Genomic DNA, 24,304 nt, shown 5'->3' with positions numbered 1-24,304 from the left:
CATGACGGCATGAGCCAGCCGCCGGTGCCGCCCGCGGAGCCTCCGCAACCGCCCGCCGGGTCGCCGCTGCCGCCCGCGCCGGTCGCGGTGACCGCGCCGGGGGTGCGCCGCACCTGGGACCTGGTGCTGACGATCGTGTCGCTGGTCTTGCTGATCGTGCCGGCGCTCATCGCCTCGTACATGGCGGTGTTCCTCGTGTTCGCGTTCGACGCGTGCTCGAGCGACACCTGCAACGACGGCCTCGGCACCGCCGGTTTCTTCGTCGCGATGATCGCACCGTGGGCCGTGCTGGTCGTGGCGGCCGTGGTCGCGATCGTGCTGCTCGTGCGGCGGCGGCCGGCGTTCTGGGTTCCGCTCGTCGCGCTCGTGCTGATGGCGCTCGCGTGGTGTGGCGGCGCGGCGATCGTGTTCGGGTCGGCGAACCTGCGCTGACCGCGCCGCAGGGGCTCCCAGCCCTTTGGGATGTCGGCTTCATAGGGTCGGACGAGTGCGCCTCGCGGCGCGCCGATCACCGTTCCGCATGGCCGACACTGCCGACCCCGAGGATGTCCGATGACCGACGCCGCCCTGGCCGCTCCCCCCTTCCGTCCCGCCGCGACACTGCGGGCCGCGGCATCCGATGAACCGGATGACTCGTGGCTCGGCGCCCTCGTCGAGTGGGTCGTCTCACTCATGGACGTCATCGGCCCGGTCGGCGCGGGCATCGCGATCGCGCTCGAGAACCTCTTCCCGCCGCTGCCGAGCGAGGCGATCCTTCCGCTCGCGGGGTTCGCCGCCAACCGCGGCATGTTCACGCTCGCCGATGCGCTCGTCTGGACGACGCTCGGTTCGGTCGTCGGTGCGCTCATCCTCTACGGCATCGGAGCATGGCTCGGGCTGGATCGGCTCCGCCGCGTCGCGGCGAAGGTGCCGCTGCTGCACGTCGAGGACGTCGACCGCACCGTGGAGTGGTTCGGCCGACACGGGGCGAAGGCGGTGTTCTTCGGGCGGATGATCCCGATCTTCCGCAGCCTCATCTCCATCCCGGCCGGTGTCACCCGCATGCCGTTGTGGCGGTTCACGCTGCTCACGACCGCGGGCAGCGCGATCTGGAACACCGCGTTCGTTCTCGCCGGATTCTTCCTCGGCGAGTCGTGGCCGGTCATCGAGCAGTACGCCGACATCCTGCAATACGTCGTGATCGCCGCCGTCGTGATCGGGGTCGCCTGGTTCGGGTGGGTGCGGGTGCGCCAGCTGCTGCGCACCCGACGCGGGTCGGTCGACGAGGCCTGAGCGCCCGCCGCTCAGGCCAGACACAGAAGCAGCGCCCGTAAACTGTGCGGGTGTCCGCCGACCGACTGCATCTCGTGCGTCACGGTGAGGTCCATAACCCCGATCACGTCCTGTACGGACGTCTGCCGAACTTCCGGCTGAGCGCCGACGGTCGGGTCATGGCCCGCCGCGCCGCCGAGTACGTGCACGGGCTGGGGCGCCCGGTCGGGGCGCTCGTGTGCTCGCCGCTGCAGCGCACCCGGGAGTCGGCCGAGCCGTTCACCGAGCTGTTCGGCATCGAGCCGCGCGTCGATGAGCGCGTGATCGAGCCGACGAACGTGTTCGAGGGCCGGCGGATGTCGCGCGCCCTGCGCAACCCGCTGAACTGGCGCCATCTCGTGCGACCCTCGTTGCCGAGCTGGGGCGAGCCCTACGCCCAGGTCGCCGCGCGCATGGATGACGCGATGACCGAGGCGTGGAACCTGACCGCCGCCGGCGACGTGGTCGTCGTCTCGCACCAGCTTCCGATCTGGGTGACGCACCTCGCCGTCGCGGGCCTCCCGTTCCGGCACGACCCCCGGTCGCGCCGCTGCGGGCTCTCCAGCGTGACCAGCTTCGAGCGACGGGGCGAGCGCTGGGTCGAGATCGATTACGTCGAGCCGGCGTCGCTGTCGGGCGCCGTGGATGTGGGAGCAGTGTGACGATGACCAGACCCAACCGCCGCGGCATCCGCGTCATCGCCGCCGCCGTCGTCGCGGCCGCAGCCCTCGTGCTGGCCGGCTGCAGCAACGATTCGCTCGCCGCGCAGTACCGCGCCGGCGACAACAAGGGCTTCATCTCGGGCGACTTCCAGGTGCAGGAGATCCCCGCCGACCAGCGCGGCGACGCGGTGACCTTCTCGGGAACGACCGATCAGGGCACCGACGTCACGAGCAGCCAGTACCTCGGCAAGGTCGTCGTCGTGAACTTCTGGTACGCCGCGTGCGGCCCGTGCCGCGCCGAGGCGCCCGTGCTCGAGAAGGCGTTCACCGACGTGAAGGGGCAGGACGTCGAGTTCCTCGGCGTCAACATCTACGACCAGGCCGAGACGTCGCGCTCGTTCGCGCAGACCTACGGGGTGAGCTACCCGAGCGTGATCGCGATCAACAACGGCGACATCAAGATGTCGTTCGCGAAGTACGTGCCGCTGAGCGCCGTGCCGGTCACGGTCGTTCTCGACAAGCAGGGTCGCGTGTCCTCGCGCATCGTGAGTCAGCTCTCGGACGCATCGATCCTCACCTCGTTGATCACCACGGCGGGGCAGACGTCGTGACCCGCGCCCGCCGGACCCGGGGGCACGCATGAGCGACATCGTCGCCGGCGGCGCCCTCTGGCTCGCGATTCCGATCGCGATGCTGGCAGGGCTCGTCTCCTTCCTCTCGCCGTGCGTGCTGCCGCTGGTGCCGGGCTATCTCGGATTCATCGGCGGCGCCGTCGCTCCGCGCCGCGGTGGCGGGCAGGCCACGCGCGGACGCCTCGTGCTGGGTGTCGTGCTCTTCATCGCCGGGTTCACCGTGATCTTCATGGCGATGAACATCCTCGGCGGCACGTTCGGCGCGTTCCTCATCTCGTACAACGCGATCATCACGCGGGTGCTGGGAGTCGCGATCATCCTGCTCGGCCTCGTGTTCATCGGGCTGTTCGGGTTCGCGCAGCGCACGTTGAAGCCGGTGGTGCGCGGCAACCTCGGCCTCATCGGGGCGCCGCTGCTGGGGCTGGCCCTCGGCATCGGCTGGGCGCCCTGCATCGGCCCGACCCTCGCGATCATCCTCGGCATGTCGTTCACGCAGGCCTCCGCGGGGCGGGGGGCCGTGCTCGGCCTCGCCTACTCGCTCGGGCTCGGCATCCCGTTCCTGCTCATCGCCCTCGGCTTCGGCTGGGCGGCCGGCGCCGTTGCGTTCATCCGCCGCCACATCCGCGTCGTCAACATCATCGGAGGCGTGCTCCTCATCCTCGTCGGCCTCGCCATGGTCACGGGTCTGTGGACCGACCTCATGTCCCACCTCCAGGGGGTGTTCTCGAGTGTCCCGCTCCCGCTCTGAGTCCGGTCGCGACGCCGACCCGTTGCGTCCGTCCGACCACATCGACGGCGCCGACGAGGCCGACGCCGTCGGCTCCGTCGACGCGAAGGATGCCGCATCCGCCGTCACTTCGCCGCGACTCGGTCCGCTCGGCTGGGCGCGGTGGGCGTGGCGCCAGCTCACGAGCATGCGCACGGCCCTGATCCTGCTGCTGCTGCTGGCGATCGCCGCGGTGCCCGGATCGATCGTGCCGCAGCGCACGGCGGACCCGAACGGCGTCACGCAGTACCAGACCGACCACCCCGATCTGTTCCCGATCCTCGACAAGCTGCAGCTGTTCGACGTCTACTCGTCGGCGTGGTTCTCGGCGATCTACCTGCTGCTGTTCATCTCGCTGATCGGCTGCGTGATCCCGCGTCTGAAGCACCACTGGAAGGCGATGCGGGCGCTCCCGCCGCGCACGCCGGCTCGGCTCTCCCGCCTCGACGACCACCGCGCCGCCACCCTCACGCTCGCCGACGGCGTCGATGCGACGACCGCCGCGGCGGACGCGATCGACGCCGCAGAGCGGATGCTGCGTGGCGCCCGCTACCGGGTGCACCGCTACGACGGCCGCGGCTCGTACTCCGTGTCGGCCGAGCGCGGCTATCTGCGCGAGACGGGCAACCTCCTCTTCCACATCGCGTTGGTGGGAGTGCTGATCGCGGTCGGCGTCGGCGGGGCGTTCACCTACACCGGGCAGCGGGTCATCGTGCAGGGCACGACCTTCGTCAACCAGCTGCAGGACTACTCGTCGTTCAATCCGGGACGCTTCGTCGACGGCAACGCGCTCGACCCGTTCTCGCTCACCCTCGACAAGTTCGACGTGACCTATACGCCCGCCAGCGACACGGGCGCGGGCCAGGCCGGCGACTTCGTCGCCCACCTGACCACCAAGACCGAGGGCGGGTCCGCCCAGCAGGACGAGGTGCGGGTGAACCATCCGCTCGAGGTCGCCGGGGACCGGGTCTATCTGATGGGCAACGGTTACGCGCCGACGATCATCGTGCGCGACTCCGCCGGCAAGGTGATCTACAACGAGTCGGTGCCGTTCCTGCCGCAGGACAACAACATGACCTCGCTGGGCGTCGTGAAGATCCCCGACGGGCTGCCGCAGCAGCTCGGTCTCGTCGGGTTCTTCTACCCGATGATGCAGCCGCTGACAACGGGAGCGTTCAGCTCGGTCTACCCCGACCTGATCTACCCGGTGCTGACCCTCAACGTCTACGCCGGCGACCTCGGCATCAACGACGGAACACCGCGTTCGGTGTACACCCTCGACCCGACCGGCATGACCCAGCTCACCGGCGGCACCACCGGGGTGAACTCGCTCGAGCTCATGCCGGGGCAGACCGCGAAGCTCCCGAACGACTGGGGCACGGTGACCTTCGTGAACGAGGCCGACCCGTCGGCATCCACCCTGGTGACCGGGAGCCTGGACGCCTCGAAGACGATGCAGGCGGTCGGCACCGACTACTCCGCGTCGGTGAAGCGCTTCGTGTCGCTGTCGATCCACCACGACGCCTCGTCGGTGTGGGTGCTGGTGTTCGCCGGGCTCGCCGTGGCGGGGCTTCTGGCCGCGCTGTTCGTTCCGCGCCGCCGCATGTGGGTGCGGGTCACTCCGAAGGACGGCGCGCTGCGCCTGGAGTACGCGGGGCTCGCGCGCGGCGAGGACCCGGCGATCGCCGTCGCGGTGACCCAGCTCGCCGAGCGCCATGCGAAGTCTGTCGCAAAGGCGGCGAAGACGGCGCCGCAGGCGTCGACGGACGCCTCCGATGCCCCCGCGGGCGACGACGCGACTCCCGGCGAAGCCCACAACGGCCGCGCGTAGAATCACCGCCATGCCCTCCACCGGTTTCTCGCTCGACTCCGCCTCGGTCCTGCTCGTGTGGACGGCGATCGCCATCTACGCGCTCGCGTTCATCGCCTACACGATCGACCTCTCCCGACGCTCGGTGGCCGCCATCGACGCGAAGGATGCCGCCACCGAGGATGTGCGCGAGCTCGTCGGCGTGGGGGCGGCGACGGCCTCGTCGTCGGCCTCTTCCCGCGGCTCGGTCGAGACCATCGATGAGGTGCGTGCGCGACAGGAGCGCGCCGCCGAGGCGCTGACGGCCCGCGGATCGCGTCGCGACCGCCCCGTGTGGGCGCGCATCGGCACGACGCTGACCTGGCTCGGCTTCCTCTTCCACCTCGCGGCCGACGTCACGCGCGGAATCGCCTCGGGCCGGGTGCCCTGGTCGAACATGTACGAGTTCGCCCTCACCGGAACCCTGCTGATCGTCGCGGTGTACCTCGCGGTGCTCTTCCGTTACGACCTTCGCTTCCTCGGCTCCTTCATCACGGGCCTCATCGTGCTGCTCATGGGTGGCTCTGCAGTCGCGTTCTACCGCGAGATCACGCCCCTCGCCGATCCGCTGAAGAGCGTGTGGCTCGTGGTGCACGTGTTCGTCGCCTCTCTCGCGACGGCGCTGTTCGCCCTCGCGTTCGCGCTCTCGGTGCTGCAGCTCATGCAGATCCGCCGCGAGCGCCGCGCGCTCGCCGCCGCCGAGGCGGGCACCGCCGGTGCGAAGACGGGTCCCGGATTCCTGCGGCTGCTGCCGTCGGCCGAGAACCTCGAGTCGCTCGCCTACCGATTCGCGATCATCGGCTTCATCTTCTGGACGTTCACCCTCATCGCAGGCTCCATCTGGGCGAACGACGCCTGGGGACGCTACTGGGGCTTCGACACGAAGGAAGTCTGGACCTTCGTCATCTGGGTCCTGTACGCGGGCTACATCCACGCGCGTGCGACGCGCGGTTGGCGCGGCACGCGGTCGGCGTGGCTGTCGATCGTCGGCTTCGCCGCGGTGATGTTCAACTTCACGATCGTCAACATGTTCTTCAAGGGCCTGCACGCCTACAGCGGGCTCACCACCGGCGGCAGCTGAGCCGACCGGCACATGACGAGGGGGTGGATGCCGCGGCATCCACCCCCTCGTCATGTCGCACGGACGCGGGTCAGGCCGTCGTGCCGGCGACCACCGCCCGCACCGAGGACGTGCGGTGGCGCCACACGGCGAAGGTGGTGGCGAGCAGACCCAGCACCGTCCACACGACCATGCCGGCGACGGCGGATCCGACGCCACCGGCACTCGCGAGCACCCCGAGGGCGGCGTTGTAGGCCGGCGCGGTCGGCATGAGACCGGCGAGCCAGGTCAGCCCCGACGGCGTCGTCGAGACGACCGACGTGGCGATGGCGAGTGTTCCGGCGATCGCGGCGATGAGGCGGCCGGTGCCGCGGAAGAGCGCGACGAGCGCCTGGTTGACCGCGGCGAACGCGATGCCGGCGACGACGCTCAGCCCGGCGTACGCGAGCCACGATCCGGTGTCGTAGTTCGCCGCGATCTGCACGACGATGGCGACGAGCACGCCCTGCAGGGCACCGATGACGGCGGCGGGGGCGAAGGAGCGCAGCGCCAGCACGACCGAGGGCAGACGGCTCGCGAGCGCACGACGCGAGACCGCCTGCAGCACCACGAAGGTCGCCAGCGACCCGAACCAGAGCACGAGGGTCGACAGCAGCGGGATGGCGGAGCCGCCGAACAGGTTCGTGGAGACCCCGTTGGCGGTCACCGGGTTCGCGACGACGTCGGCGAGGGTCGCCGCCTGCGTGTCGCTGTAGGTGGGGATCGATGAGACGGCCGTCTTCAGGCCGTCGGAGAGCGACGAGGCGCCGGTGGCGAGCTGGTCCACGCCGGCGACGAGCTGGGTCGCCCCGGACGACGCCTGGGTGGCGCCCGACGCGAGCGCGGCCGAGCCGGCGGCGATGCCGGATGCTCCGGACTGCAGCTGGTGCGCCGCGGCGGCCGACTGCGTGAGACCGGCCGAGGTCTGCGACGTCAGCTGGGACACGCCGGTCTGGGTGCCGGACGCGTAGCCCGCCGCGTAGCCGGCGGCCGTCGCCGCCCCGATCGCCGTGTCGTTCGCGGGGTCGGTCGGGGAGCCGACGAGTGTGCCGAGCTTCTCGCACAGCGTCGCGATGGCGGCCGTGTTCGTGTTCGGCAGCGCGTGCGGCGGCAGTAGCTGCGCGCACTCCTGGGCGAGGGCGCCGAGGGTCGTCGCGACCGCTGTCGTCTGGCTGGCCGCGCTGGCCGCGTACTGGGACGTGGTGGCGGCGGCCGAGTTCAACGACGGGCTCGCGACCTGCGCGGCAGCGGTCTCCAGTCCGCTCGCGAGCTGGCCGGCGCCCGATGACAGCTGGTTCGCGCCGGAGGTCAGCTGGTTCGCCCCGGAGGCGAGTTGGCCGATGCCGGAGGGGAGGGCGGCCGCACCGCTCGCGGCGGTGGCGGCGCCCGTGGCGAGCTGCTCGGCACCGCTCGAGGCCTGTCCGAGCTGCGTGTTGAGCGTCGTGAAGCCGAGCAGCACGTTCTTGACGTAGTTCTGCGACAGCTGCTGTCCCATGACGGATGTCGCGGTCTGCGCGATCTGCGCGGTGATCGCCGAGTCGACGACCTTCGCGTCGTTGGCCGTCGCGATCGAGATCGTCGCCTTCTCGGGTGTGCCGCCCGGGGCGGTGGAGGTGGCGGCGGCGGAGAAGTTGTCGGGGATGGTGATGACCGCGGCGTACGTGCCGTCGGCGAGACCGGAGGCCGCGTCATCCGTGTTGGAGATCACCCAGTTGAGGTTCGAGGGCAGGTCCTTCGAACCCTCGACGAGGCCGGCGGTCAACTGACGTCCGAGCGGCACCGTCTGGCCGTTGAGGGTGACCGGCTTGTCGTTGTTGACGATGGCCGCGGTCATGTTGCCGAGCCGGTCGGTCGGGTTGTAGAGCGACACGACCAGCACGGCGCCGACGAGCACGGGCAGCAGGATCACGCCGATGACGGCGAGCCATGTCACCGGGCGCAGGGTGCGGGAGCGTTCGAGCAGAGTCATGCGGTCACCTCGGCGACGTCGGACGCGGAGAGCGTCGTGCGGATGCGCAGTGCGGGCGCGATGGAGATGCGAGCGCCCCGCAGCAGGGCGCCGAGATCGTCGACGGAGGTCGGTGGCGCCGACGCGACGAGGGTCACGCGGCCGTCGCCGGCGCCCTCGCGCAGCAGGGCGAGGGCCTGGTCGCGGTCGGCGGGGGTGAGGCGTTCGAGCCGGTCGATGCCGTCGATCACGACGATGCTGGCGCGGCGCAGGCCACGGCGCAGGTCGGTGAGCGGCGCCTCGCTGGTGCCGAGCGAGACGAACGCGCTGTGTCGACGGGCCCAGGCGTTGCGTCCGGGGAGAAGGTGGCCCGCCACGCGCAGGCGCCCGCCGGTCGACTCGAGGCGTCCGGCGATCGTGAGCAGCAGGGCGCGGGTCGCCCGCGGGTCCTCCGCGGTGACCAGCAGGCCGTCGCCGGTCGCGAGCCTCACGTCGACGCCGGTGTAGACGCGACGCCGTTCGTCGTCGAGCTCGAGCGCGTCGGCGGCCACGGCGTAGCGGTCGGCGTCGTCGGGCCAGTCGGCCAGCGCGATCTCGCGCTCGACCGCCTCGCCCTCGATGTCGAAGTGGGGCAGGCGCTTGCCGAGCCAGCGCGGCATCCACCAGGCGTGCGCGCCGAGCAGGGCCATCACGGCCGGCACGAGCGTCATGCGCACCAGGAACGCGTCGAACAGGATGCCGCTGGCGAGCCCCAGTGCGATGGGCTTGAGGCTCGAGTCCCCCTCGGGGATGAACGCGGCGAACACGGCGAACATGATGGTCGCCGCCGCCGTGACGACGCGGGCGGAGCCGGTGTAGCCGCTGCGCACGGCGTCGATCGCGACCTCGCGGCGGGTGCGGCCGTCGGCCTTCGCGTGCACGAAGTCCTCGCGCATGCGCGAGACGAGGAAGACCTGGTAGTCCATCGCCAGGCCGAACAGCACGCCCATGAGCACGATCGGCATGAAGCTGATGATGGGGCCGACCTTCGCGACGTGGATGAGGTCGGCGCCCCAGCCCCACACGAACACGGCCGACACGACGCCGAACGCGGCGCCGACCGACAGCAGGTAGCCCAGCGCAGCCTTGATCGGCACCCAGATCGAGCGGAACACGACCATGAGCAGCACGAGCGAGAGCCCGACGACGAAGATGCCGAACGGCAGCAGCGCGCCGCCGAGGCGATCGGAGATGTCGATGCCGACCGCGGTGAAGCCGGTGACCTTCATGTCGACGCCGTAGGTGTCGAGGATGTGGTCGTGCTGCGCGCGCAGCTCCCGCACGAGTGCGGCCGTCTCGGGTGAGTCGGGCGCCGTCGTGGGGATGATCTGCACGATGCCCGTGTCGGCGGTCTCGTTCGGGGTCGCGAGGGCGACGGTCTTGACCCCCGGCAGGGTGGCGACGTCGTCGCCGATCTTCTTCATGAGGTTCAGCGGATCGGTCGAGGTGACGATCGTGCCGGTCATGATGAGCGGGCCGTTGAAGCCGGGTCCGAAGTGCTCGGAGATCAGGTCGTAGGTCTTGCGCGCCTCGTTGTCCTTCGGTAGGACGCCCGCGTTCGGAAGGGCCAGTTGCAGGCTCGCCGCCGGGATGGCCAGCACGCCGAGCGTCACGATGACCGCGATGGTCGTGACGAGAGGATGCTTCGTCACCACGCCCGCCCAGCGGGTGGAGAACGACCGGCGGGGTGCGGCATCCGATCTCTTCGCGGCGGCCTTCGGGCGGCGCGACCAGCCGACGACCCGGCCCTTCGCGAAGCCGAGGAAGGCGGGGGTGAGGGTGATCGCGACGATCACCGCGATCGCGACGGCGAGCGCGGCCGCGATGCCCATCGTCGTCAGGAACGGGATGTTCGCGAAGCCGAGGCCGATGAGCGCGATGAGCACGGTGATGCCGGCGAAGACGACGGCGGAGCCGGCGGTGCCGGTCGCGCGGGCGGCGGACTCTTCCGGAGGGACGCCGGCGCGCACCTGGTCCTGATGTCGCGCGGCGATGAACAGCGCGTAGTCGATGCCGACGGCGAGCCCGAGCATCAGCGCGAGCAGAGGGGTCGTGGAGGACACCGAGGCGAACACCGTCGCCCCGAGGATGAGCGACATAGAGATCGCGACGCCGATGAGGGCGCTGCCGAGGGGCATGCCGGCCATGAGGAACGACCGGAAGGTGACGAGCAGCACCAGCAGGGCGATCACGAGCCCGACCGCTTCGGTGATGCTGATGCCCGGCACCGAGACGGCGAACAGGTCGCCGCCGAGCTGGGCGGTGGCGCCCTGGGGGAGGGCGTGCTGCAGCGAGGTCGTGATCGACTGCAGGTCGGTCTTCGTGCTCGCTGGAACGTCGGTGACCTGGCCGTTGAACTGCATGCTGATGATGGCGGCGCTCTTGTCGTCGGAGACGAGGCCGTTGACGGTCTTCCCGAACGGATCGGTCGCTCCCAGCACGCCGTCGAGCGCTCCGATCTCGGTGACGGTGTTCGCGATCTCGCTCGTGTAGGCGCTCTCGTCGACCGTCTGCCCGGGGGCGGCGACCACGATGATCTGCGCGCTCGTGCCGGCCGCCTGCGGGAAGGTGCGGCTGAGCTGCTCGAGGCCGGCCTGGGACTCCGTGCCCGGGATCGAGAACGCGTTGTCGGTGCCCTTGCCGAACACCGCGGCGGCGCCGCCGGCGATGACCAGCAGCAGCACCCAGGTCAGCAGCACCCGCCACGGGTGGCGGAACGACCAACGGCCGAGCGAGTAGAGCAGTGTGGACACGACGCCTCCGCGAAATCGAGGTTCGGGGTTCGATACATGACTGTATCCGATACAGGTGTGTATCGTAGAGTCCGCCATCCCCCGCAACCTGAACGGCGGATGAGCGCACGGAGAGGTGGTGCGTCGCTGATGCCGACGACGCGCAGTCGCGAGAACACCCGAGCCCGCCTGGTCGAGGCGGCCTCCGAGGTGTTCGCAGAAGTCGGCTTCGACGGGGCATCCGTCGAGGCGATCTGCGAGCGCGCCGGTTTCACCCGCGGAGCCTTCTACTCCAACTTCGAGTCGAAGGAGGATCTCTTCTTCGAACTCGCCCGTCAGGTCTCCGACACCAAGCTCGCCCGCGTCGCGGACCGCGTGTCCGAGATGGCCGCCGTCGAGGTGCCCCGCAGCACCGCGGAGATCGTGCGCTTCGTGCTCGACATCGCCACCGACGACCGTCTCGGCGTGCTGCTCATGAGTGAGATCCGCACGAACGCGATGCGCGACGAGCGCCTGGCCCGTGCCTATCTCGCCTGGGACGGCGCGATGGCCGCCCGGGTCGCGCAGATCATCGCCGAGATCCGGCGCACGTCGCGTCTCGCGCTGCGCGTCCCCGACGACGAGGCCGCCCGGATGCTCGTGAACACGTGGGAGGATGCCGCGGTGCACGCGGCGATCGCGCGCCTGTCGCCGAAGCGGGCCGAGCAGCAGTGCGCCGAGCGCATCGCGGCTCTGGCGTCGTTGCTGGTCGAGTCGCCCGCAGGCTGAGCCGCCGCCGTGTCGAGCCGTCGGAACCCTGTGGATCCGCGCCGGTGCGACCCCGTCGTGCGCCGGTCGCGATAGCCTCGCGAGGTGACCTCGCCGACGCCGACCGCCGCCGCAGCCCCCGCATCCCGCATCCCGCTCGCCCTCCCGATCCTCTTGATCGTCGGTGGCCTGGCGGGTCTCATCGCGGCGTTCAACCTGACGCTCGACGATCTGGCGCTGCTGAAGAACCCCGACGCGGCGCTCTCGTGCTCGGTCAACGCGTTCATCCAGTGCGGCAAGAACATCCAGTCGCCGCAGGGCAACGTGTTCGGGTTCCCGAACCCGATCCTCGGTCTCATGATGTTCCCCGCACCGATCGCGGTCGGGGTGGGGCTTCTGGCCCGGGCGCGCTTCGCCGCCTGGTTCTGGTGGCTGTTCCTGGCCGGCATGACCTTCGCGATGGGCTTCGTGCTCTGGCTCGCGTCGGAGAGCATCTTCTCGCTGCACACGCTGTGCCCGTGGTGCGCCCTGGTCTACCTCGCGGTGACCCCCATGTGGTTCGCCACCGTGCTGCATGTGTTCCGCGAGGGCTATGCGGGCACGGCGCTCGCGAAGGTCGGCCGCGTGCTGACCCCGTGGATCCCGCTTCTCACGATCCTCGTGTACCTCGCCATCTTCGGCACCGCCCAGCTGCAGCTCGGTCTGCTGCAGTCGCTGCTCTGAGCCGCGCCTCGCTCAGCCGGCGATCAGCGCGTGGCAGCGGGCGAGGCGTGACATCCACCAGTCGCGTCGGTCGTCGGATGCCTCGTGCCGCGCCAGCAGCGCCGCGTCGGGCTGCACGCGGCGCACGGCGATGACACCGCCTTCGGGGCGCAGCGGCTGCGCTGTGACGTCGGCGAGGAACAGCGACGAGGTGCCGAGCCCGCAGTCGTAGTCGAGCTCGGGGAGCGCGGCAGCGAGGGCGAGTCCCATGCCGAGCCCGACCGAGGTGTCGAGCGCGCTCGAGACCACCGCCGGCAGCCCCGCCGCGGCCACGACCTCCAGTGCCCGGGAGAGACCGCCGAGCGGCGCCGCCTTGACGACGAGGATGTCGGCCGCCCCCGCGCGGGCCACGGCGAGGGGATCCTCGGCCTTGCGCACGCTCTCGTCGGCGGCGATCGGCACGTCGAGGTCGTGCATGCGGGCGCGGATGTCGGCGAGCTCGTCGACCCGCGCGCACGGCTGCTCGACGTATTCGAGGTCGTACGGCTCCAGCGCGCGGATGGCGTGCTCGGCCTCGTCGACGTTCCATCCGCCGTTCGCGTCGAGGCGCACGCGTCCCTCCGGGCCGAGCGCCCGTCGCACCGCCGCGACGCGGGCGACGTCGTCGGCGAGAGACTGCCCGCGCTCGGCGACCTTCACCTTCGCGGTGCGGCAGCCGTCGAAGCGGGCCAGCACGACGGGCACCTCGTCCGCCGCGACCGCCGGCACGGTCGCGTTCACCGGGATCTCGTCGCGGCGGGCGGCGGGCTGCGGCATCCAGGCGTAATCGATCGCCGCACGCAGCCAGACGGATGCCTCGTCGTCGTCGTACTCGGCGAAGGGGGAGAACTCCGACCAGCCCTGCGGCCCCTCGAACAGCAGCGCCTCGCGCACGGTCACGCCCCGGAAGCGGGTCGCCATCGGCAATGAGACGACCCGCGCCGTGGCGGCGATGTCGGCGAGCGACGGGGTGTCTGGCATCGGTCGTTCCGTTTCCTTAGCGTCATCCATGAGCGGGTGTGCGATTATGCCCGCGTGGATCTGACCTACTTGCAGGCCGTCGTCATCGGACTCCTCCAGGGAGTGACCGAACTCTTCCCGATCTCCAGCCTCGGGCATTCCATTCTCGTCCCCGCGTGGATCGGCGGCGAGTGGCAGTCCCTCGTCACCCAGGGCGACTCGTCGGGGCACACCCCGTTCCTCGCGTTCGTCGTGGCGTTGCACGTTGCGACGGCGCTCGCGCTCATCGTCTTCTACTGGCGGGACTGGGTCGCGGTGATCCGCGGGTTCTTCTGGTCGCTGAGCCACCGCAGTCTCGGCCGCAGCGAGGCGCGTCTGGCGTGGCTGCTCATCATCGGAACGATCCCGGTGGGCGTCATCGGCCTGCTGCTCGAGAAGCCGCTGCGTGTGCTCTTCTCGACCCCGCTCGTGGCCGCCGTCTTCCTGACCCTGAACGGCCTCGTGCTGCTGACGGCCGAGCTGCTGCGTCGCCGTCAGACGATCCTCGCCGGGCGGGCCGCCCGTGCCGCCGGGTCGCGTGCGGAGGCCCGCGGCGTCGCCGCCCGCCGCATCGACGACCTGTCCCTCGGCGAGGGAGCCCTGATCGGCACCACCCAGGCGCTCGCCCTGCTGCCCGGCATCTCCCGCTCGGGTGTGACGATCTCGGCCGGACTCCTGCGCCGCCTCGACCACGAGAGCGCCGCACGGTTCGCGTTCATGCTCGCCACGCCCGTCATCCTCGCCGCCGGGGTTCTGAAGGTCCCCGACCTGCTGCAGCCCGACGCCCGCGGCATCATGGGCCAGGTCATCGTCGGCTCGATCTGCGCATTCGTCGCGGCCTTCGCCGCGGTGGCGTTCCTGTCGCGCTACTTCCACACGCGCACGCTGTACCCGTTCGTGATCTACTGCGTCGTGGTCGGGGTCGCCAGCATCATCCGCTTCGGCTTCTTCGGCTGAGCACCGCCCGCCGCCGCCCAGGCCGGCCGCGAGGGCGGCGGCGTCGGGCGGGGCAGGAATAGGCTGGATGCCATGCTCCTCGACACCCCGGTCCGTCTCGGCATCCAGATCCGTCCCCAGCACGTCTCGTACGAAGACATCCGTCGTGCGGTCCTCACCCTTGAAGACCTCGGCGTCGACATCCTCTTCAACTGGGACCACTTCTACCCGCTCTCGGGCGACCCCGAGGGCCGCCACTTCGAGTCGTGGACGATGCTCGCGGCGTGGGCCGAGCAGACCGAGAAGGTCGAGTTCGGCGCCCTCGTGAACTGCAACAGCTACCGCAACGCCGACCTGCAGGCCGACATGGCCCGCACGGTCGACCACATCTCGGCCAAGGGCGGCGAGGGGCGCTTCATCTTCGGCACGGGCTCGGGCTGGTTCGAGCGCGACTACGACGAGTACGGCTACGAGTTCGGCACCCCCGGCACCCGCCTCACCGCCCTCGCCGAGGCGCTCCCGCGTATCGAGGCGCGCTGGGAGAAGCTGGTGCCGGTGCCGACCCGAAAGATCCCGGTGCTCATCGGCGGCAAGGGCGAGCAGAAGACACTGCGCATCGTCGCCCGTCACGCCGACATCTGGCACAGCTTCGTCACCCCCGAGGAGCTCGCGCACAAGATCTCGGTCATCGACGAGTGGGCGGCGAAGGACGGCACGGACGTGTCGAACCTGGTCGTCTCGAACGAGCTGCAGCGCCGCACGACCGACGACGCCGACGCGCTCTATGACGCCGGCGTGCGCCTGTTCACGCTCGGCTTCGACGGACCCGACTGGGACTTCGACGTCGTGCGCCGCTGGCTGCAGTGGCGCGACGGCAAGAACTGAGCCGCGCATGATCTCGCCGCTGTTCGATGAGTCCGAGTGGGCGGATGCCCCGAGGGTGGCGTCGTACACCGACATCACCGCCCACGTCAGCCGTGACGGGCGCATCGCCCGCATCGCGTTCGACCGACCCGAGGTGCGCAACGCGTTCCGTCCGCACACGGTCGACGAGCTCTACCGGGCGCTGGACATCGCGCGTCAGGACCCGCGCATCGGCGTGGTGCTGCTGACCGGCAACGGGCCGAGCCCGAAGGACGGCGGGTGGGCGTTCTGCTCGGGCGGTGACCAGCGCATCCGCGGTCGCGACGGCTACAAATACAGCGAGGACGAGACCGCGGTGCACGACCCGGCCCGCGCCGGGCGGCTGCACATCCTCGAGGTGCAGCGGCTCATCCGCTTCATGCCGAAGCCCGTGATCGCGGTCGTCCCCGGATGGGCAGCCGGCGGCGGGCACTCGCTCTACGTCGTGTGCGATCTGGCGATCGCCTCGCGGGAGCACGCCCGGTTCAAGCAGACCGACGCCGACGTGGGCTCGTTCGACGCGGGGTACGGCTCGGCGTACTTCGCGCGCCAGGTGGGTCAGAAGGTGGCGCGGGAGATCTTCTTCCTGGCGGAGGAATACTCCGCAGAGCGGGCGTACGAGATCGGGGCGATCAACCGTGTCGTCGCGCACGAGGACCTCGAGCGCGAGGCGGTGGCGATGGCACGCACGATCCTCGGCAAGTCGCCCACGGCGATCCGCATGCTGAAGTACGCGTTCAACGCGGTCGACGACGGGCTCGTCGGCCAGCAGCTGTTCGCGGGCGAGGCGACGCGTCTCGCCTACGGCACCGATGAGGCCGTCGAGGGCCGCGACGCATTCCTCGAGAAGCGCGACCCCGACTGGTCGCCGTATCCCTGGCACTTCTGAGATGACGGATGTCGCGGCCCTGACCCGTGCGCTGCGCGCCGCGCTCGACGGGTCGGGGCCCGCACTGCGTCTCGGCGGCGAGCCGGTGGCTGCGGCGCCGGCCGCGCGCCCGCAGGAGAACGCGCGAGAACAGGACGTTGCCCGCGAAGGCTCCCTGTCCTCGCGCGACGACCTGTTGCCGGGCGCGGCGGCGGTCATCACGACGTCGGGGTCGACGGGGCATCCGAAGTCGGTCGTGCTGTCGGCCGATGCCCTGCTCGCGTCGGCGCGCGCAACCGTGGGGCTGCTCGGCGCCGGGCGTTGGCTGCTCGCGCTGACCCCCACCTACGTCGCCGGCCTGCAGGTGCTGGTGCGCTCGGTCGTCAGCGGCACCGAGCCGGTCGTGCTGCCATCGATTGCGCACGGCGGACGGTTCGCGGCATCCGATGTCATCGAGGCCACCGACGCCCTCGGCCCGGGGCCCCGCTACACGGCCCTGGTGCCGACCCAGTTGAGCGACCTGCTCGACGCGGATGCCGCCGCCGCCCGAGCGCTCGCGAGCTTCGACGCCGTGCTGATCGGCGGTCAAGCGCTCGCCCCCGCGCTCGCCGAACGGGCCGCGGCGGCGGGGGTACGCATCGTGCGCACCTACGGGTCGAGCGAGACCGCCGGCGGATGCGTCTACGACGGAGCGCCGCTCGACGGCGTGCGGCTGCGCGTCGAAGCGGGCGAGGTGCACGTGGCGGGGCCGACGCTCGCCGACGGCTACCTGGGTGATCCGGCACTCACCGCGGCGGTGTTCCCGGTCGACGCCGACGGGGTGCGCTGGTATCGCACGGGCGACTCCGGCAGCGTCGACGACGGGATGCTGCGCATCACCGGCCGTATCGACAACGTGATCGTCTCGGGCGGGGTGAACGTCTCGCTCGACCGGGTGGAGCGGACGGTGCGCACGGTGCCCGCGCTCGTCGCCGCGGTCGTCGTCGGGGTTCCGGACGCGCGGTGGGGCGAGGCATCCGCCATCGTCGTCGCGGGGGACGTCGACGAGGCCGCCGCGCTCGCCGCGGCCCGCGCGCGCGTCGAGGCCGAGGTGGGCGGCGCAGCGCGCCCCGCGCACCTGCTGACCGTCGCCGAGATGCCGTTGCTCGCATCGGGGAAGCCCGACCGGCGTGCGCTCGCCGCGCACGCACGCGCCGCCCTCTCGGCGGGCACATGAGCGCGCGCCCCTAGGATTGCTCCCCGTGGCAGGCAACACCAAGAAGCGGCGCTCGGCGCCCGCGCGCAAGACGCACCCCCGAGGCAATCCGCAGCGCTCCGGCTCGCCCGCGACCGCGCCGCGTCGCGCGGGTGTACGCGACTGGATCGCCGCCGCGCGTCTGCGCACCCTGCCGCTCGCTATCGCCCCCGTGCTCATCGGCACCGGCGCCGCGCACGTGATCGACCCGAACCTTCACTGGGTGCTGGCACTCGGATGCCTCGCGGTCGCGGTCTTCCTGCAGATCGGCGTGAACTACGCGAACGACTACAGCGACGGCATCCGCGGCACCGACGACTACCGGGTGGGCCCGGGCCGGCTCACCGGCTCCCGCAAGGCCGCCCCGAAGGCGGTCCTCGCTGTCGCCCTGGCGTTCTTCGCGCTCGCGGGCATCGTCGGAGTCGTGCTCACGGTGCGCACCCAGCACTGGTGGCTGCTGATCGTCGGCGCGGTGTGCGTCGCGGCGGCGTGGTTCTACACCGGCGGCAAGCGTCCCTACGGCTACAACGCCCTCGGCGAGGTGTTCGTCTTCGTCTTCTTCGGGCTGGTCGCCACGGCCGGAACGACCTTCATCCAGGTCGGCGTCGTGCCGCAGGAAGCCTGGTTCGGCGGGGTCGCAGCGGGTCTGCTCGCCTGTGCCGTGCTGCTCGCGAACAACCTGCGCGACATCCCCCAGGATCGTGAGGCCGGCAAGCGCACCCTGAGCGTGCTGATCGGTGCGCGCGGCACACAGGTGCTGTACACGGTGTTCGTCGTCGTGGCGCTGCTGATCGCCTGCTTCCTCGGGTTCTTCTACCCGATCGCGTGGCTCGCGCTGATGTCGCTGCTGCTGCTCGGTCCGGCGCTGCTCATCGTGTGGATGTACGGCAAGCCGCAGGAGCTCGTGATCGCCCTCAGTCTCACGTCGCTCGGAGCCCTCGCATACGGCGCACTGCTGTTCTGGGCGTTCTCGGCCTGAACCGCGGCATCCGCCCCGGCCGGTGGGTGACGCTCAGCGCGCGTCGTCGTCGCCGAAGTAGGCGTCTGCCGCCTCGTCCTCGTCGAACTCGTTGCGGCGCACGCGGTCGCCGCTGCGCGCGGCGCGCCGACGCTCGCGGTTGTCGGCGAGGGTCGTGGTGACCTCGTCGAGGGGGCGTCGCAGGAAGATCACCGAGATGCTCAGTCCGATCAGTGCGGCGAAGATCGCGGCGAGCCAGACGAACTGCTGGAAGATCGGCAGCAGCATCATGAGGCCGAACGGCACGGCGAATGCGAGCAGACGCAGCACCGAGTAGAGCACGGCCGAGCGCACGGGATGGGCGGACATCCCTCCATCGTAGGTCGGCCGGTGAGGTGTCGCCTGAACGAGCCGATGCGTCATCCCGCCGTCCTCCCCAGGCCTCTCCCCGGCGGGCGCGCCTAGGATGAGGGCATGCGGCTCGTGCTGATCGTTGCAGTGCTCGCGGTCGTGTTCTGGATCTACAGCGTCATCGACGGCGCTGTGCAACCGGCCGACCGGCACCGCGGCGTGTCCAAGCCCGTGTGGATCCTCATCCTGCTGCTCCTGCCGGTCATCGGCGGGGTGCTCTGGTTCACCATCGGCCGCTCGCGGCTTCGTTCCGCCGGACGGCCCGCCCCCGACGACGACCCCGCGTTCCTCGGGTCGCTCGCGGATCTCTCCGACCAGGATGAGCGCATCCGCCGGCTGGAGGAGGAGTTGGCACGCCTCGACGCGGAGGACGCCGACCCCGACCTCCCTCCCCGTACGACCGACGACGACGAGAAGCGCAAGGGCTGACCGCGTGACCGATCGATCTCCGGCGACGGATGCCGCCGCGGCCCTGCTGGGCGCGCTCGTCGCGCAGGGGGTGCGGCATCTCGTCGTCAGCCCCGGCTCGCGCTCCCAGGCCCTCGCCCTCGCCGCCGCGGAGCTCGACCGCCGCGGACTCGCCCAGCTGCACGTGCGCATCGATGAGCGCGTCGCGGGCTTCACGGCGCTCGGCATCGGCCGCGAGTCCGGTATGCCCGCCGCCGTCATCTGCACCTCGGGCACCGCGGTCGCGAACCTGCTGCCTGCCGCCCTCGAAGCGCACCACGCCGGCGTGCCGCTGCTGCTGCTCACCGCAGATCGCCCGCCCGAGCTGCGCGGCGTGGGCGCGAACCAGACCACCCGCCAGCCGGGACTCTTCGCGCTCGCCGCGCGCCACGAGACCGATCTTCCGGTGCCCGAGGAGACCGACCCCGACGGCACCGCCGAGCAGACCGCGATGCTGCGCGCCGTGGCCGCCCAGGCCGTCGAGGAGGCCATCGGTGCCGGCACCCGCGCCGCCGGCCCGGTGCACCTGAACCTGCCGTACCGCGAGCCGCTCGCCGGGCCCCTCCCGGCCTGGTTCGCGGCCGAGGCTGCGGCCGTTCCCGTTCCCGCCGCCCCCGCCGAGGAGGGCGAAGAGGAGTCGTTCGGCGCGCTCTACCAGGGCGGCGGCGGCATCGGCGAGGCGGATGTCGCGACCGACCCCGAGCCCCTGCCGCACCTGCTCGTGCGGGGTCCGCGCACCGTGGTGATCGCCGGATCCGACGCCGGGCCCGACGCCGAGCAGCTCGCCCACCTGGGCGGCTGGCCGCTCGTCGCCGAGATCGTCTCCGGCGCCCGGTTCGGCCGGCAGCTCGTGCACGGCTATCGCGAACTGCTCCGCGATCCCGCGCTCGGCGGAGCCGTCGAGCGGGCGGTGGTGCTGGGGCATCCGACTCTCAGCCGCGAGGTCACCGCCCTGCTCTCGCGTGCCGACGTCGAGGTTGTCGCGCTGCGCGGCCCCGGCGAGCCGCTCAACCTCAACGGTGAGAGCCTCGCCGTCGACGCGCTCGCCGTCGAACCCGGCGACACCGACCGCGAGTGGCTCGGTGCATGGCTGCGGGCGTCGCGTGAGGCATCCGTCGATCTCACCCCGCCCGCGCCCGACGCCGATGCGCTCGCGTCCGCCGAGCCCCAGCGCCGCCTCGGTGCGATCGACGCCGAGCTCGCGGTCGCGCGGGAGCGGGTCGACCGCACGCTGCTCGTCGACGCCGTCTGGCGCGCCACCTGGCCGCACGACCGACTCGTGTTCGGATCGTCGCGGCTCGTTCGGGTCGCCGACCAGGTGCTCGGCGGCAAGAAGGTGCGGGTGCACGCCAACCGTGGGCTCGCGGGTATCGACGGCACGATCGCGACCGCCCTCGGCGTCGCCGCCGCCTCGCAGGCGGACGGGCGACCGGGCGTCACCCGGGTGCTCCTCGGCGACCTCGCGCTGCTGCACGACGTCGGCGCGCTGCTGGCCGCGCCCGGCGAGCCGGAACCGCGCATCCAGGTGATCGTCGGCAACGACGGCGGCGGCACGATCTTCGACGGGCTCGAGGTGGCCCAGATCGCAGGCCCCGAGGCGATGGATCGCGTGCAGTACACGCCGCAGACCGTGCGCCTCGAACAGCTCGCCCTCGCCTACGGCTGGGAGTACCACCGCGTCACGACACGGTCCGCGCTCGATCAGGTGCTCACATCGCCGTCGGGCGGACGTCAGCTCATCGAGGTGCCTCTCGAGCGCTGAGCGCGCCGCGGCATCCGCTCAGGCGAGCGCGTCGACGATGGGGCGGAACTTCACCCGGGTCTCGAGCAGCTCCGCCTCGGGGTCGCTCGAGGCGACGATGCCGGCGCCCGCGAACGCCGTCACCGGGATGTCGTCGCGATACTCGGCCGTGGGAGACGACGACTCTGCGCCGAACTGCGCGCAGCGCAGCGCGATCGCCCACTCGCCGTCGCCGTCGCCGTCGATCCAGCCGACCGGACCGGCGTAGCGTCCGCGGTCGAACGGCTCGAGCTCGCGGATCGTCGCGAGGGCCGACGCCGTCGGGGTACCGGCGACCGCGGCGGTGGGGTGCAGCACCGCGACGAGATCCAGAGCGGATGCCTCGTGCCCCAGGTCGCCCTCGACGTCGGTCGCGAGATGCCACACGTTGGGCAGCTTCAGGGTGAAGGGCGTCTCGGCGGCGGTCACCGCGCGCGTGTGACCGGCGAGCGCGTCGAGCACGCTCTGCACGGCGAAGCGGTGCTCGTCGAGATCCTTCTGGCTGGTCGCGAGAGCGACGGCGGCCGCGGCATCCCGATCGGCATCGGCGCCGCGCGCGGCGGTGCCGGCGAGCACCCGGGCGGTGAGGGTGCCGTCGTGCACGGTGACGAGGGTCTCGGGGCTCGCGCCGATGAGGCCGCCGACGGCGAAGGTCCACGTGTCGGGGTAGCCGCTCTGCAGCGCGCGCACGAGCCGGCGCAGGTCGGCGCCCGCCGGCACCGAACCCACGAGGTCGCGGGCCAGCACCACCTTCTCGAGCTCGCCGCGGCCGATGCGGGCCACCGCCTCGGCGACGGCGCGGGTGTAGTCCTCGGGGCTCTGCGCACCGGGTCCGAGCGTGGCCGACCAGTACGGGCCGTACGGGATCGGGGCGACATCCTCGCCCTGATCGGATGCCTCCTCCCTCGTGATGCGCGTGATCCAGGTCTTCCCGCCGGTGCGGCCGACGACGACGGGCGGAACCACCAGTCGCGATGTCGCACCCGAACGGGAGCGCGCCTCGGCGTGCTCGTCGAACGCGAGAGAGCCGAAGGCGAGGAGGCCCGTGCCGGGGGCGTGCACCTCGTCGTCGACGGACGCGGCATCCGCGATCGCGCGCCACGTCGACGCGAGCCGGGTCGCGGCGTCCGCGGATGCCTCGAGGGCGATCAGCGGGCGACCGATCCCGACGAATCCGTCGCCGCGCCGCGACCACACCAGCGGCGTGTGCGGGTCCGCCAGAGCCAGCAGATCCTCGTGCGCGATAGTCTCCCGGGTGACCGCCACCAGTCGGGGGAGATCGGGCAGGGTCACCCGTCCAGCCTAGGCCTCGCCCGGCCCGCCTAGACTCGACGGGTGACCGCCGCCGACGAGCCCAACCGCGCCGACCTGGGCAAGGATCCCGCCCGCGTGAGCGGCATGTTCGATCAGGTGGCCGCGGCCTACGACCGCACCAACACGCTGCTGAGCCTCGGCAACGATCGCCTCTGGCGCATCGCGATGACCCGCGCCGTCGCGCCGCAGCCGGGGGAGCGGGTGCTCGACCTCGCGGCGGGCACAGGAGCATCGAGCGTCGCACTCGCCCGCAGCGGCGCCGAGGTCGTCGCCGCGGACTTCTCGCCCGGCATGATCGCCGAGGGCGCGCGGCGGCACGGCGGCATCCCGAATCTCTCCTTCGTCGAAGCCGACGCCATGGCGCTGCCGTTCGATGACTCATCGTTCGACGCCGTCACCATCTCGTTCGGGCTGCGCAACGTCGCCGAGCCCAAGGTCGCCCTCGCCGAGCTGCTGCGGGTCACCAAGCCCGGCGGCCGCCTCGTGATCTGCGAGTTCTCCCAGCCGCAGAATCCGGTTTTCGCGGCGCTCTACCGTTTCTACAACGACCGCGTGCTGCCCACCGTCGCCCGCTGGGTGAGTTCGAACGCCGATGCGTACGACTACCTCAACGAGTCGATCAAGGCCTGGCCCGCCCAGCGCGCGCTCGCCGCATGGGTGCGCGAGGCCGGCTGGACCGATGTCGCCTACCGCGACCTCACCTTCGGCATCGTCGCGCTGCACCGTGCGGTGAAGGCCTGATCGGCGCACCTGGGCATCGGCTACGAGGCGTTCTCGACCGACGGGATCGGCGGCCACCGGTGGAGTGAGCGCCGGTAGGCTGTCTGCGTGACTCCGACCTCGTCCGCGCCCGGTCTGCCCCTGGCAGGTCACCTCAGCGTGACGGAGCGGGTGTTCGCGGGGCCGGCCTCCCGTCGCCTGTGGAAGACGGTCGAAGTGGGTCTCGCGCAGGTCGAGGCCCAGCTGGCGACCGAGATCGCGTTCACCGATCGGCTCGCCGACGTCACCAGCCGCTACCTCTACCAGGCCGGCGGCAAGCGGGTGCGGCCGATGCTGACGCTGCTCACCGCGCAGCTCGGCGACGGCGCGACACAGCCGGTCATCGAGGGTGCCGCCGCCCTCGAGCTCACCCACCTCGGCTCCCTCTACCACGACGACGTCATGGACGGTGCGGACGTGCGCCGCGGCGTTCCGGCCGCCCATGCCGTGTGGGGCAACAGCATCGCCATCCTCACCGGCGACCTGCTCTTCTCCCGCGCCAGCCAGATCATGGCCCGCCACGGCGATGCCGCCATCCAGCTGCAGGCCGACACGTTCGAACGACTCGTGCTCGGCCAGTTGCACGAGACCGTGGGTGCGTCCGACGACGACGACCCGGTGGAGTTCTACCTGCAGGTGCTCGCCGACAAGACCGGCTCGCTCATCGCGGCATCCGCGAAGGCCGGAATCACGTTCGGCAACGGCCCCGAGGAGTACGCCGAGCCGCTGCAGGTCTTCGGCGACAAGGCGGGCGTCGCGTTCCAGTTGCTCGATGACGTCATCGACCTCTCGGCCGACGCCGACGAGACCGGCAAGGTGCCCGGCACCGACCTGCGCGCGGGCGTTCCGACCATGCCCTACCTGCTGCTCGGCGCCGACACCGACGCCGCCTCGGTCGACCTGCGCGCCCGCATCGACGAGGGCGTCGCCCGCATCGCCGACGGCGCCGACCCGGCGATCCTCGACGAGCCGCTCACCCGGCTGCGCGAGCACCCCGCGACCCGCCGCACGCTCGAGCTCGCCCGTCAGTGGGCGTCTGACGCGGTCGCCGCCCTGGCGCCGCTCCCCGCCGGGCCCGTGCGCGAGGGCCTCACGCGGTTCGCCGACGCGGTCGTCGACCGCAGCAGCTGACCCACGACGCCCGGCCGCGCCGCGGCATCCGACTGCGTCGCGCCCCACGAAAGGACACC

Annotated in this window: 23 protein-coding genes; 18 read left to right on the top strand and 5 right to left on the bottom strand. The window is 71.5% G+C overall.

Annotation, left to right across the window (positions count from 1 at the left end; genetic code table 11):
• Positions 1-9: 9 nt before the first annotated feature.
• The 7 genes from FFS51_RS09360 to ccsB all read left to right on the top strand — a co-directional run bounded on the left by FFS51_RS09360 (position 10) and on the right by ccsB (position 6,280).
• A complete protein-coding gene (locus FFS51_RS09360) occupies positions 10-432 on the top strand; it encodes a DUF6264 family protein (protein WP_137878168.1) in 423 nt (140 codons plus the stop codon).
• Positions 433-552: 120 nt separating this feature from the next.
• Positions 553-1,272: a DedA family protein gene (locus tag FFS51_RS09355; protein ID WP_137878167.1), complete on the top strand. Its 720-nt coding sequence runs from the start codon at positions 553-555 to the stop codon at positions 1,270-1,272.
• A gap of 50 nt (positions 1,273-1,322) precedes the next feature.
• The gene (locus tag FFS51_RS09350) at positions 1,323-1,952 is read left to right on the top strand and encodes a histidine phosphatase family protein (RefSeq protein ID WP_137878166.1); all 630 of its coding nucleotides are present in this window, start codon (positions 1,323-1,325) and stop codon (positions 1,950-1,952) included.
• Positions 1,953-1,954: 2 nt separating this feature from the next.
• The gene (locus FFS51_RS09345; protein WP_045247745.1) at positions 1,955-2,563 is read left to right on the top strand and encodes a TlpA family protein disulfide reductase; all 609 of its coding nucleotides are present in this window, start codon (positions 1,955-1,957) and stop codon (positions 2,561-2,563) included.
• Between the two features lie 28 nt (positions 2,564-2,591).
• A complete protein-coding gene (locus FFS51_RS09340; protein ID WP_045247746.1) occupies positions 2,592-3,332 on the top strand; it encodes a cytochrome c biogenesis CcdA family protein in 741 nt (246 codons plus the stop codon).
• Complete coding sequence (gene resB / locus FFS51_RS09335) at positions 3,313-5,181, top strand: cytochrome c biogenesis protein ResB (RefSeq protein ID WP_171006153.1); 1,869 nt, start codon at positions 3,313-3,315, stop codon at positions 5,179-5,181. Before FFS51_RS09340 ends, resB begins: the two co-directional genes overlap by 20 nt.
• A 10-nt stretch (positions 5,182-5,191) precedes the next feature.
• Positions 5,192-6,280 carry a c-type cytochrome biogenesis protein CcsB gene (gene ccsB, locus FFS51_RS09330; RefSeq protein ID WP_137878165.1) on the top strand — a complete coding sequence of 363 codons (1,089 nt, stop codon included), beginning with the start codon at positions 5,192-5,194 and terminating at the stop codon, positions 6,278-6,280.
• A gap of 70 nt (positions 6,281-6,350) precedes the next feature.
• Here the strand turns inward: ccsB and FFS51_RS09325 are convergent, their stop codons facing one another.
• Both FFS51_RS09325 and FFS51_RS09320 read right to left on the bottom strand, forming a co-directional pair.
• Positions 6,351-8,267, bottom strand: a complete 1,917-nt coding sequence (locus FFS51_RS09325; protein ID WP_137878164.1) for a YhgE/Pip family protein — start codon at positions 8,265-8,267, stop codon at positions 6,351-6,353.
• The gene (locus FFS51_RS09320; protein ID WP_137878163.1) at positions 8,264-11,038 is read right to left on the bottom strand and encodes an MMPL family transporter; all 2,775 of its coding nucleotides are present in this window, start codon (positions 11,036-11,038) and stop codon (positions 8,264-8,266) included. Before FFS51_RS09320 ends, FFS51_RS09325 begins: the two co-directional genes overlap by 4 nt.
• Before the next feature lie 99 nt (positions 11,039-11,137).
• On the opposite strand from FFS51_RS09320, the gene FFS51_RS09315 reads away from it, so the two are divergent.
• Together FFS51_RS09315 and FFS51_RS09310 are read left to right on the top strand one after the other, a co-directional pair.
• Complete coding sequence (locus FFS51_RS09315; RefSeq protein WP_045247751.1) at positions 11,138-11,785, top strand: TetR family transcriptional regulator; 648 nt, start codon at positions 11,138-11,140, stop codon at positions 11,783-11,785.
• Positions 11,786-11,869: 84 nt separating this feature from the next.
• A complete protein-coding gene (locus FFS51_RS09310; protein WP_048808996.1) occupies positions 11,870-12,487 on the top strand; it encodes a vitamin K epoxide reductase family protein in 618 nt (205 codons plus the stop codon).
• A gap of 12 nt (positions 12,488-12,499) precedes the next feature.
• Here FFS51_RS09310 and FFS51_RS09305 read toward each other — a convergent pair whose 3' ends face one another.
• On the bottom strand, positions 12,500-13,486 hold the full coding sequence (locus tag FFS51_RS09305; RefSeq protein WP_137878162.1) for an o-succinylbenzoate synthase: 987 nt from the start codon (positions 13,484-13,486) through the stop codon (positions 12,500-12,502).
• A gap of 54 nt (positions 13,487-13,540) precedes the next feature.
• Between FFS51_RS09305 and FFS51_RS09300 the strand changes: the two genes are divergently transcribed.
• The 5 genes from FFS51_RS09300 to FFS51_RS09280 all read left to right on the top strand — a co-directional run bounded on the left by FFS51_RS09300 (position 13,541) and on the right by FFS51_RS09280 (position 18,424).
• Positions 13,541-14,461, top strand: a complete 921-nt coding sequence (locus FFS51_RS09300; protein WP_045247753.1) for an undecaprenyl-diphosphate phosphatase — start codon at positions 13,541-13,543, stop codon at positions 14,459-14,461.
• 72 nt (positions 14,462-14,533) lie between these two features.
• Positions 14,534-15,325, top strand: a complete 792-nt coding sequence (locus FFS51_RS09295) for an LLM class F420-dependent oxidoreductase (RefSeq protein ID WP_137878161.1) — start codon at positions 14,534-14,536, stop codon at positions 15,323-15,325.
• 7 nt (positions 15,326-15,332) lie between these two features.
• The gene (locus tag FFS51_RS09290; protein WP_137878160.1) at positions 15,333-16,232 is read left to right on the top strand and encodes a 1,4-dihydroxy-2-naphthoyl-CoA synthase; all 900 of its coding nucleotides are present in this window, start codon (positions 15,333-15,335) and stop codon (positions 16,230-16,232) included.
• Between the two features lies 1 nt (position 16,233).
• The gene (locus FFS51_RS09285; RefSeq protein ID WP_137878159.1) at positions 16,234-17,427 is read left to right on the top strand and encodes an AMP-binding protein; all 1,194 of its coding nucleotides are present in this window, start codon (positions 16,234-16,236) and stop codon (positions 17,425-17,427) included.
• A 25-nt stretch (positions 17,428-17,452) separates the two neighbouring features.
• On the top strand, positions 17,453-18,424 hold the full coding sequence (locus tag FFS51_RS09280; protein WP_137878158.1) for a 1,4-dihydroxy-2-naphthoate polyprenyltransferase: 972 nt from the start codon (positions 17,453-17,455) through the stop codon (positions 18,422-18,424).
• A 33-nt stretch (positions 18,425-18,457) separates the two neighbouring features.
• Here the strand turns inward: FFS51_RS09280 and FFS51_RS09275 are convergent, their stop codons facing one another.
• Complete coding sequence (locus tag FFS51_RS09275) at positions 18,458-18,772, bottom strand: DUF4229 domain-containing protein (RefSeq protein WP_045247758.1); 315 nt, start codon at positions 18,770-18,772, stop codon at positions 18,458-18,460.
• A 105-nt stretch (positions 18,773-18,877) separates the two neighbouring features.
• On the opposite strand from FFS51_RS09275, the gene FFS51_RS09270 reads away from it, so the two are divergent.
• Positions 18,878-19,243 (top strand): PLDc N-terminal domain-containing protein, encoded by a 366-nt coding sequence (locus FFS51_RS09270; protein WP_045247759.1) that lies wholly within the window; start codon positions 18,878-18,880, stop codon positions 19,241-19,243.
• Positions 19,134-21,023, top strand: coding sequence for a 2-succinyl-5-enolpyruvyl-6-hydroxy-3-cyclohexene-1-carboxylic-acid synthase (gene menD / locus FFS51_RS09265; RefSeq protein WP_137878157.1), 1,890 nt, complete (start codon positions 19,134-19,136; stop codon positions 21,021-21,023). The genes FFS51_RS09270 and menD overlap by 110 nt, the downstream gene beginning before the upstream one ends.
• Positions 21,024-21,041: 18 nt before the next feature.
• Here menD and FFS51_RS09260 read toward each other — a convergent pair whose 3' ends face one another.
• Entirely contained in the window at positions 21,042-22,328 is a 1,287-nt protein-coding gene (locus FFS51_RS09260) for an isochorismate synthase (RefSeq protein ID WP_431463243.1), read from the bottom strand.
• 48 nt (positions 22,329-22,376) lie between these two features.
• Between FFS51_RS09260 and FFS51_RS09255 the strand changes: the two genes are divergently transcribed.
• Together FFS51_RS09255 and FFS51_RS09250 are read left to right on the top strand one after the other, a co-directional pair.
• Entirely contained in the window at positions 22,377-23,096 is a 720-nt protein-coding gene (locus FFS51_RS09255) for a demethylmenaquinone methyltransferase (RefSeq protein ID WP_283205732.1), read from the top strand.
• Positions 23,097-23,183: 87 nt separating this feature from the next.
• On the top strand, positions 23,184-24,245 hold the full coding sequence (locus tag FFS51_RS09250; RefSeq protein ID WP_137878155.1) for a polyprenyl synthetase family protein: 1,062 nt from the start codon (positions 23,184-23,186) through the stop codon (positions 24,243-24,245).
• Positions 24,246-24,304: the final 59 nt, after the last annotated feature.

Source organism: Microbacterium sp. 4NA327F11 (assembly GCF_005503465.1).
Taxonomy (GTDB): domain Bacteria; phylum Actinomycetota; class Actinomycetes; order Actinomycetales; family Microbacteriaceae; genus Microbacterium; species Microbacterium ginsengisoli.
Note: the sequence above shows the minus strand (reverse complement) of the source record. Positions and strands in the feature narration are given on the sequence as shown.

Coding starts and splice junctions, on each gene's coding strand:
- FFS51_RS09360 (WP_137878168.1), top strand. CDS start 10: ATGAGCCAGCCGCCGGTGCCGCCCGCGGAGCCTCCGCAACCGCCCGCC.
- FFS51_RS09355 (WP_137878167.1), top strand. CDS start 553: ATGACCGACGCCGCCCTGGCCGCTCCCCCCTTCCGTCCCGCCGCGACA.
- FFS51_RS09345 (WP_045247745.1), top strand. CDS start 1,955: ATGACCAGACCCAACCGCCGCGGCATCCGCGTCATCGCCGCCGCCGTC.
- FFS51_RS09340 (WP_045247746.1), top strand. CDS start 2,592: ATGAGCGACATCGTCGCCGGCGGCGCCCTCTGGCTCGCGATTCCGATC.
- ccsB (WP_137878165.1), top strand. CDS start 5,192: ATGCCCTCCACCGGTTTCTCGCTCGACTCCGCCTCGGTCCTGCTCGTG.
- FFS51_RS09325 (WP_137878164.1), bottom strand. CDS start 8,267: ATGACTCTGCTCGAACGCTCCCGCACCCTGCGCCCGGTGACATGGCTC.
- FFS51_RS09315 (WP_045247751.1), top strand. CDS start 11,138: ATGAGCGCACGGAGAGGTGGTGCGTCGCTGATGCCGACGACGCGCAGT.
- FFS51_RS09305 (WP_137878162.1), bottom strand. CDS start 13,486: ATGCCAGACACCCCGTCGCTCGCCGACATCGCCGCCACGGCGCGGGTC.
- FFS51_RS09295 (WP_137878161.1), top strand. CDS start 14,534: ATGCTCCTCGACACCCCGGTCCGTCTCGGCATCCAGATCCGTCCCCAG.
- FFS51_RS09290 (WP_137878160.1), top strand. CDS start 15,333: ATGATCTCGCCGCTGTTCGATGAGTCCGAGTGGGCGGATGCCCCGAGG.
- FFS51_RS09285 (WP_137878159.1), top strand. CDS start 16,234: ATGACGGATGTCGCGGCCCTGACCCGTGCGCTGCGCGCCGCGCTCGAC.
- FFS51_RS09275 (WP_045247758.1), bottom strand. CDS start 18,772: ATGTCCGCCCATCCCGTGCGCTCGGCCGTGCTCTACTCGGTGCTGCGT.
- FFS51_RS09270 (WP_045247759.1), top strand. CDS start 18,878: ATGCGGCTCGTGCTGATCGTTGCAGTGCTCGCGGTCGTGTTCTGGATC.
- menD (WP_137878157.1), top strand. CDS start 19,134: ATGAGCGCATCCGCCGGCTGGAGGAGGAGTTGGCACGCCTCGACGCGG.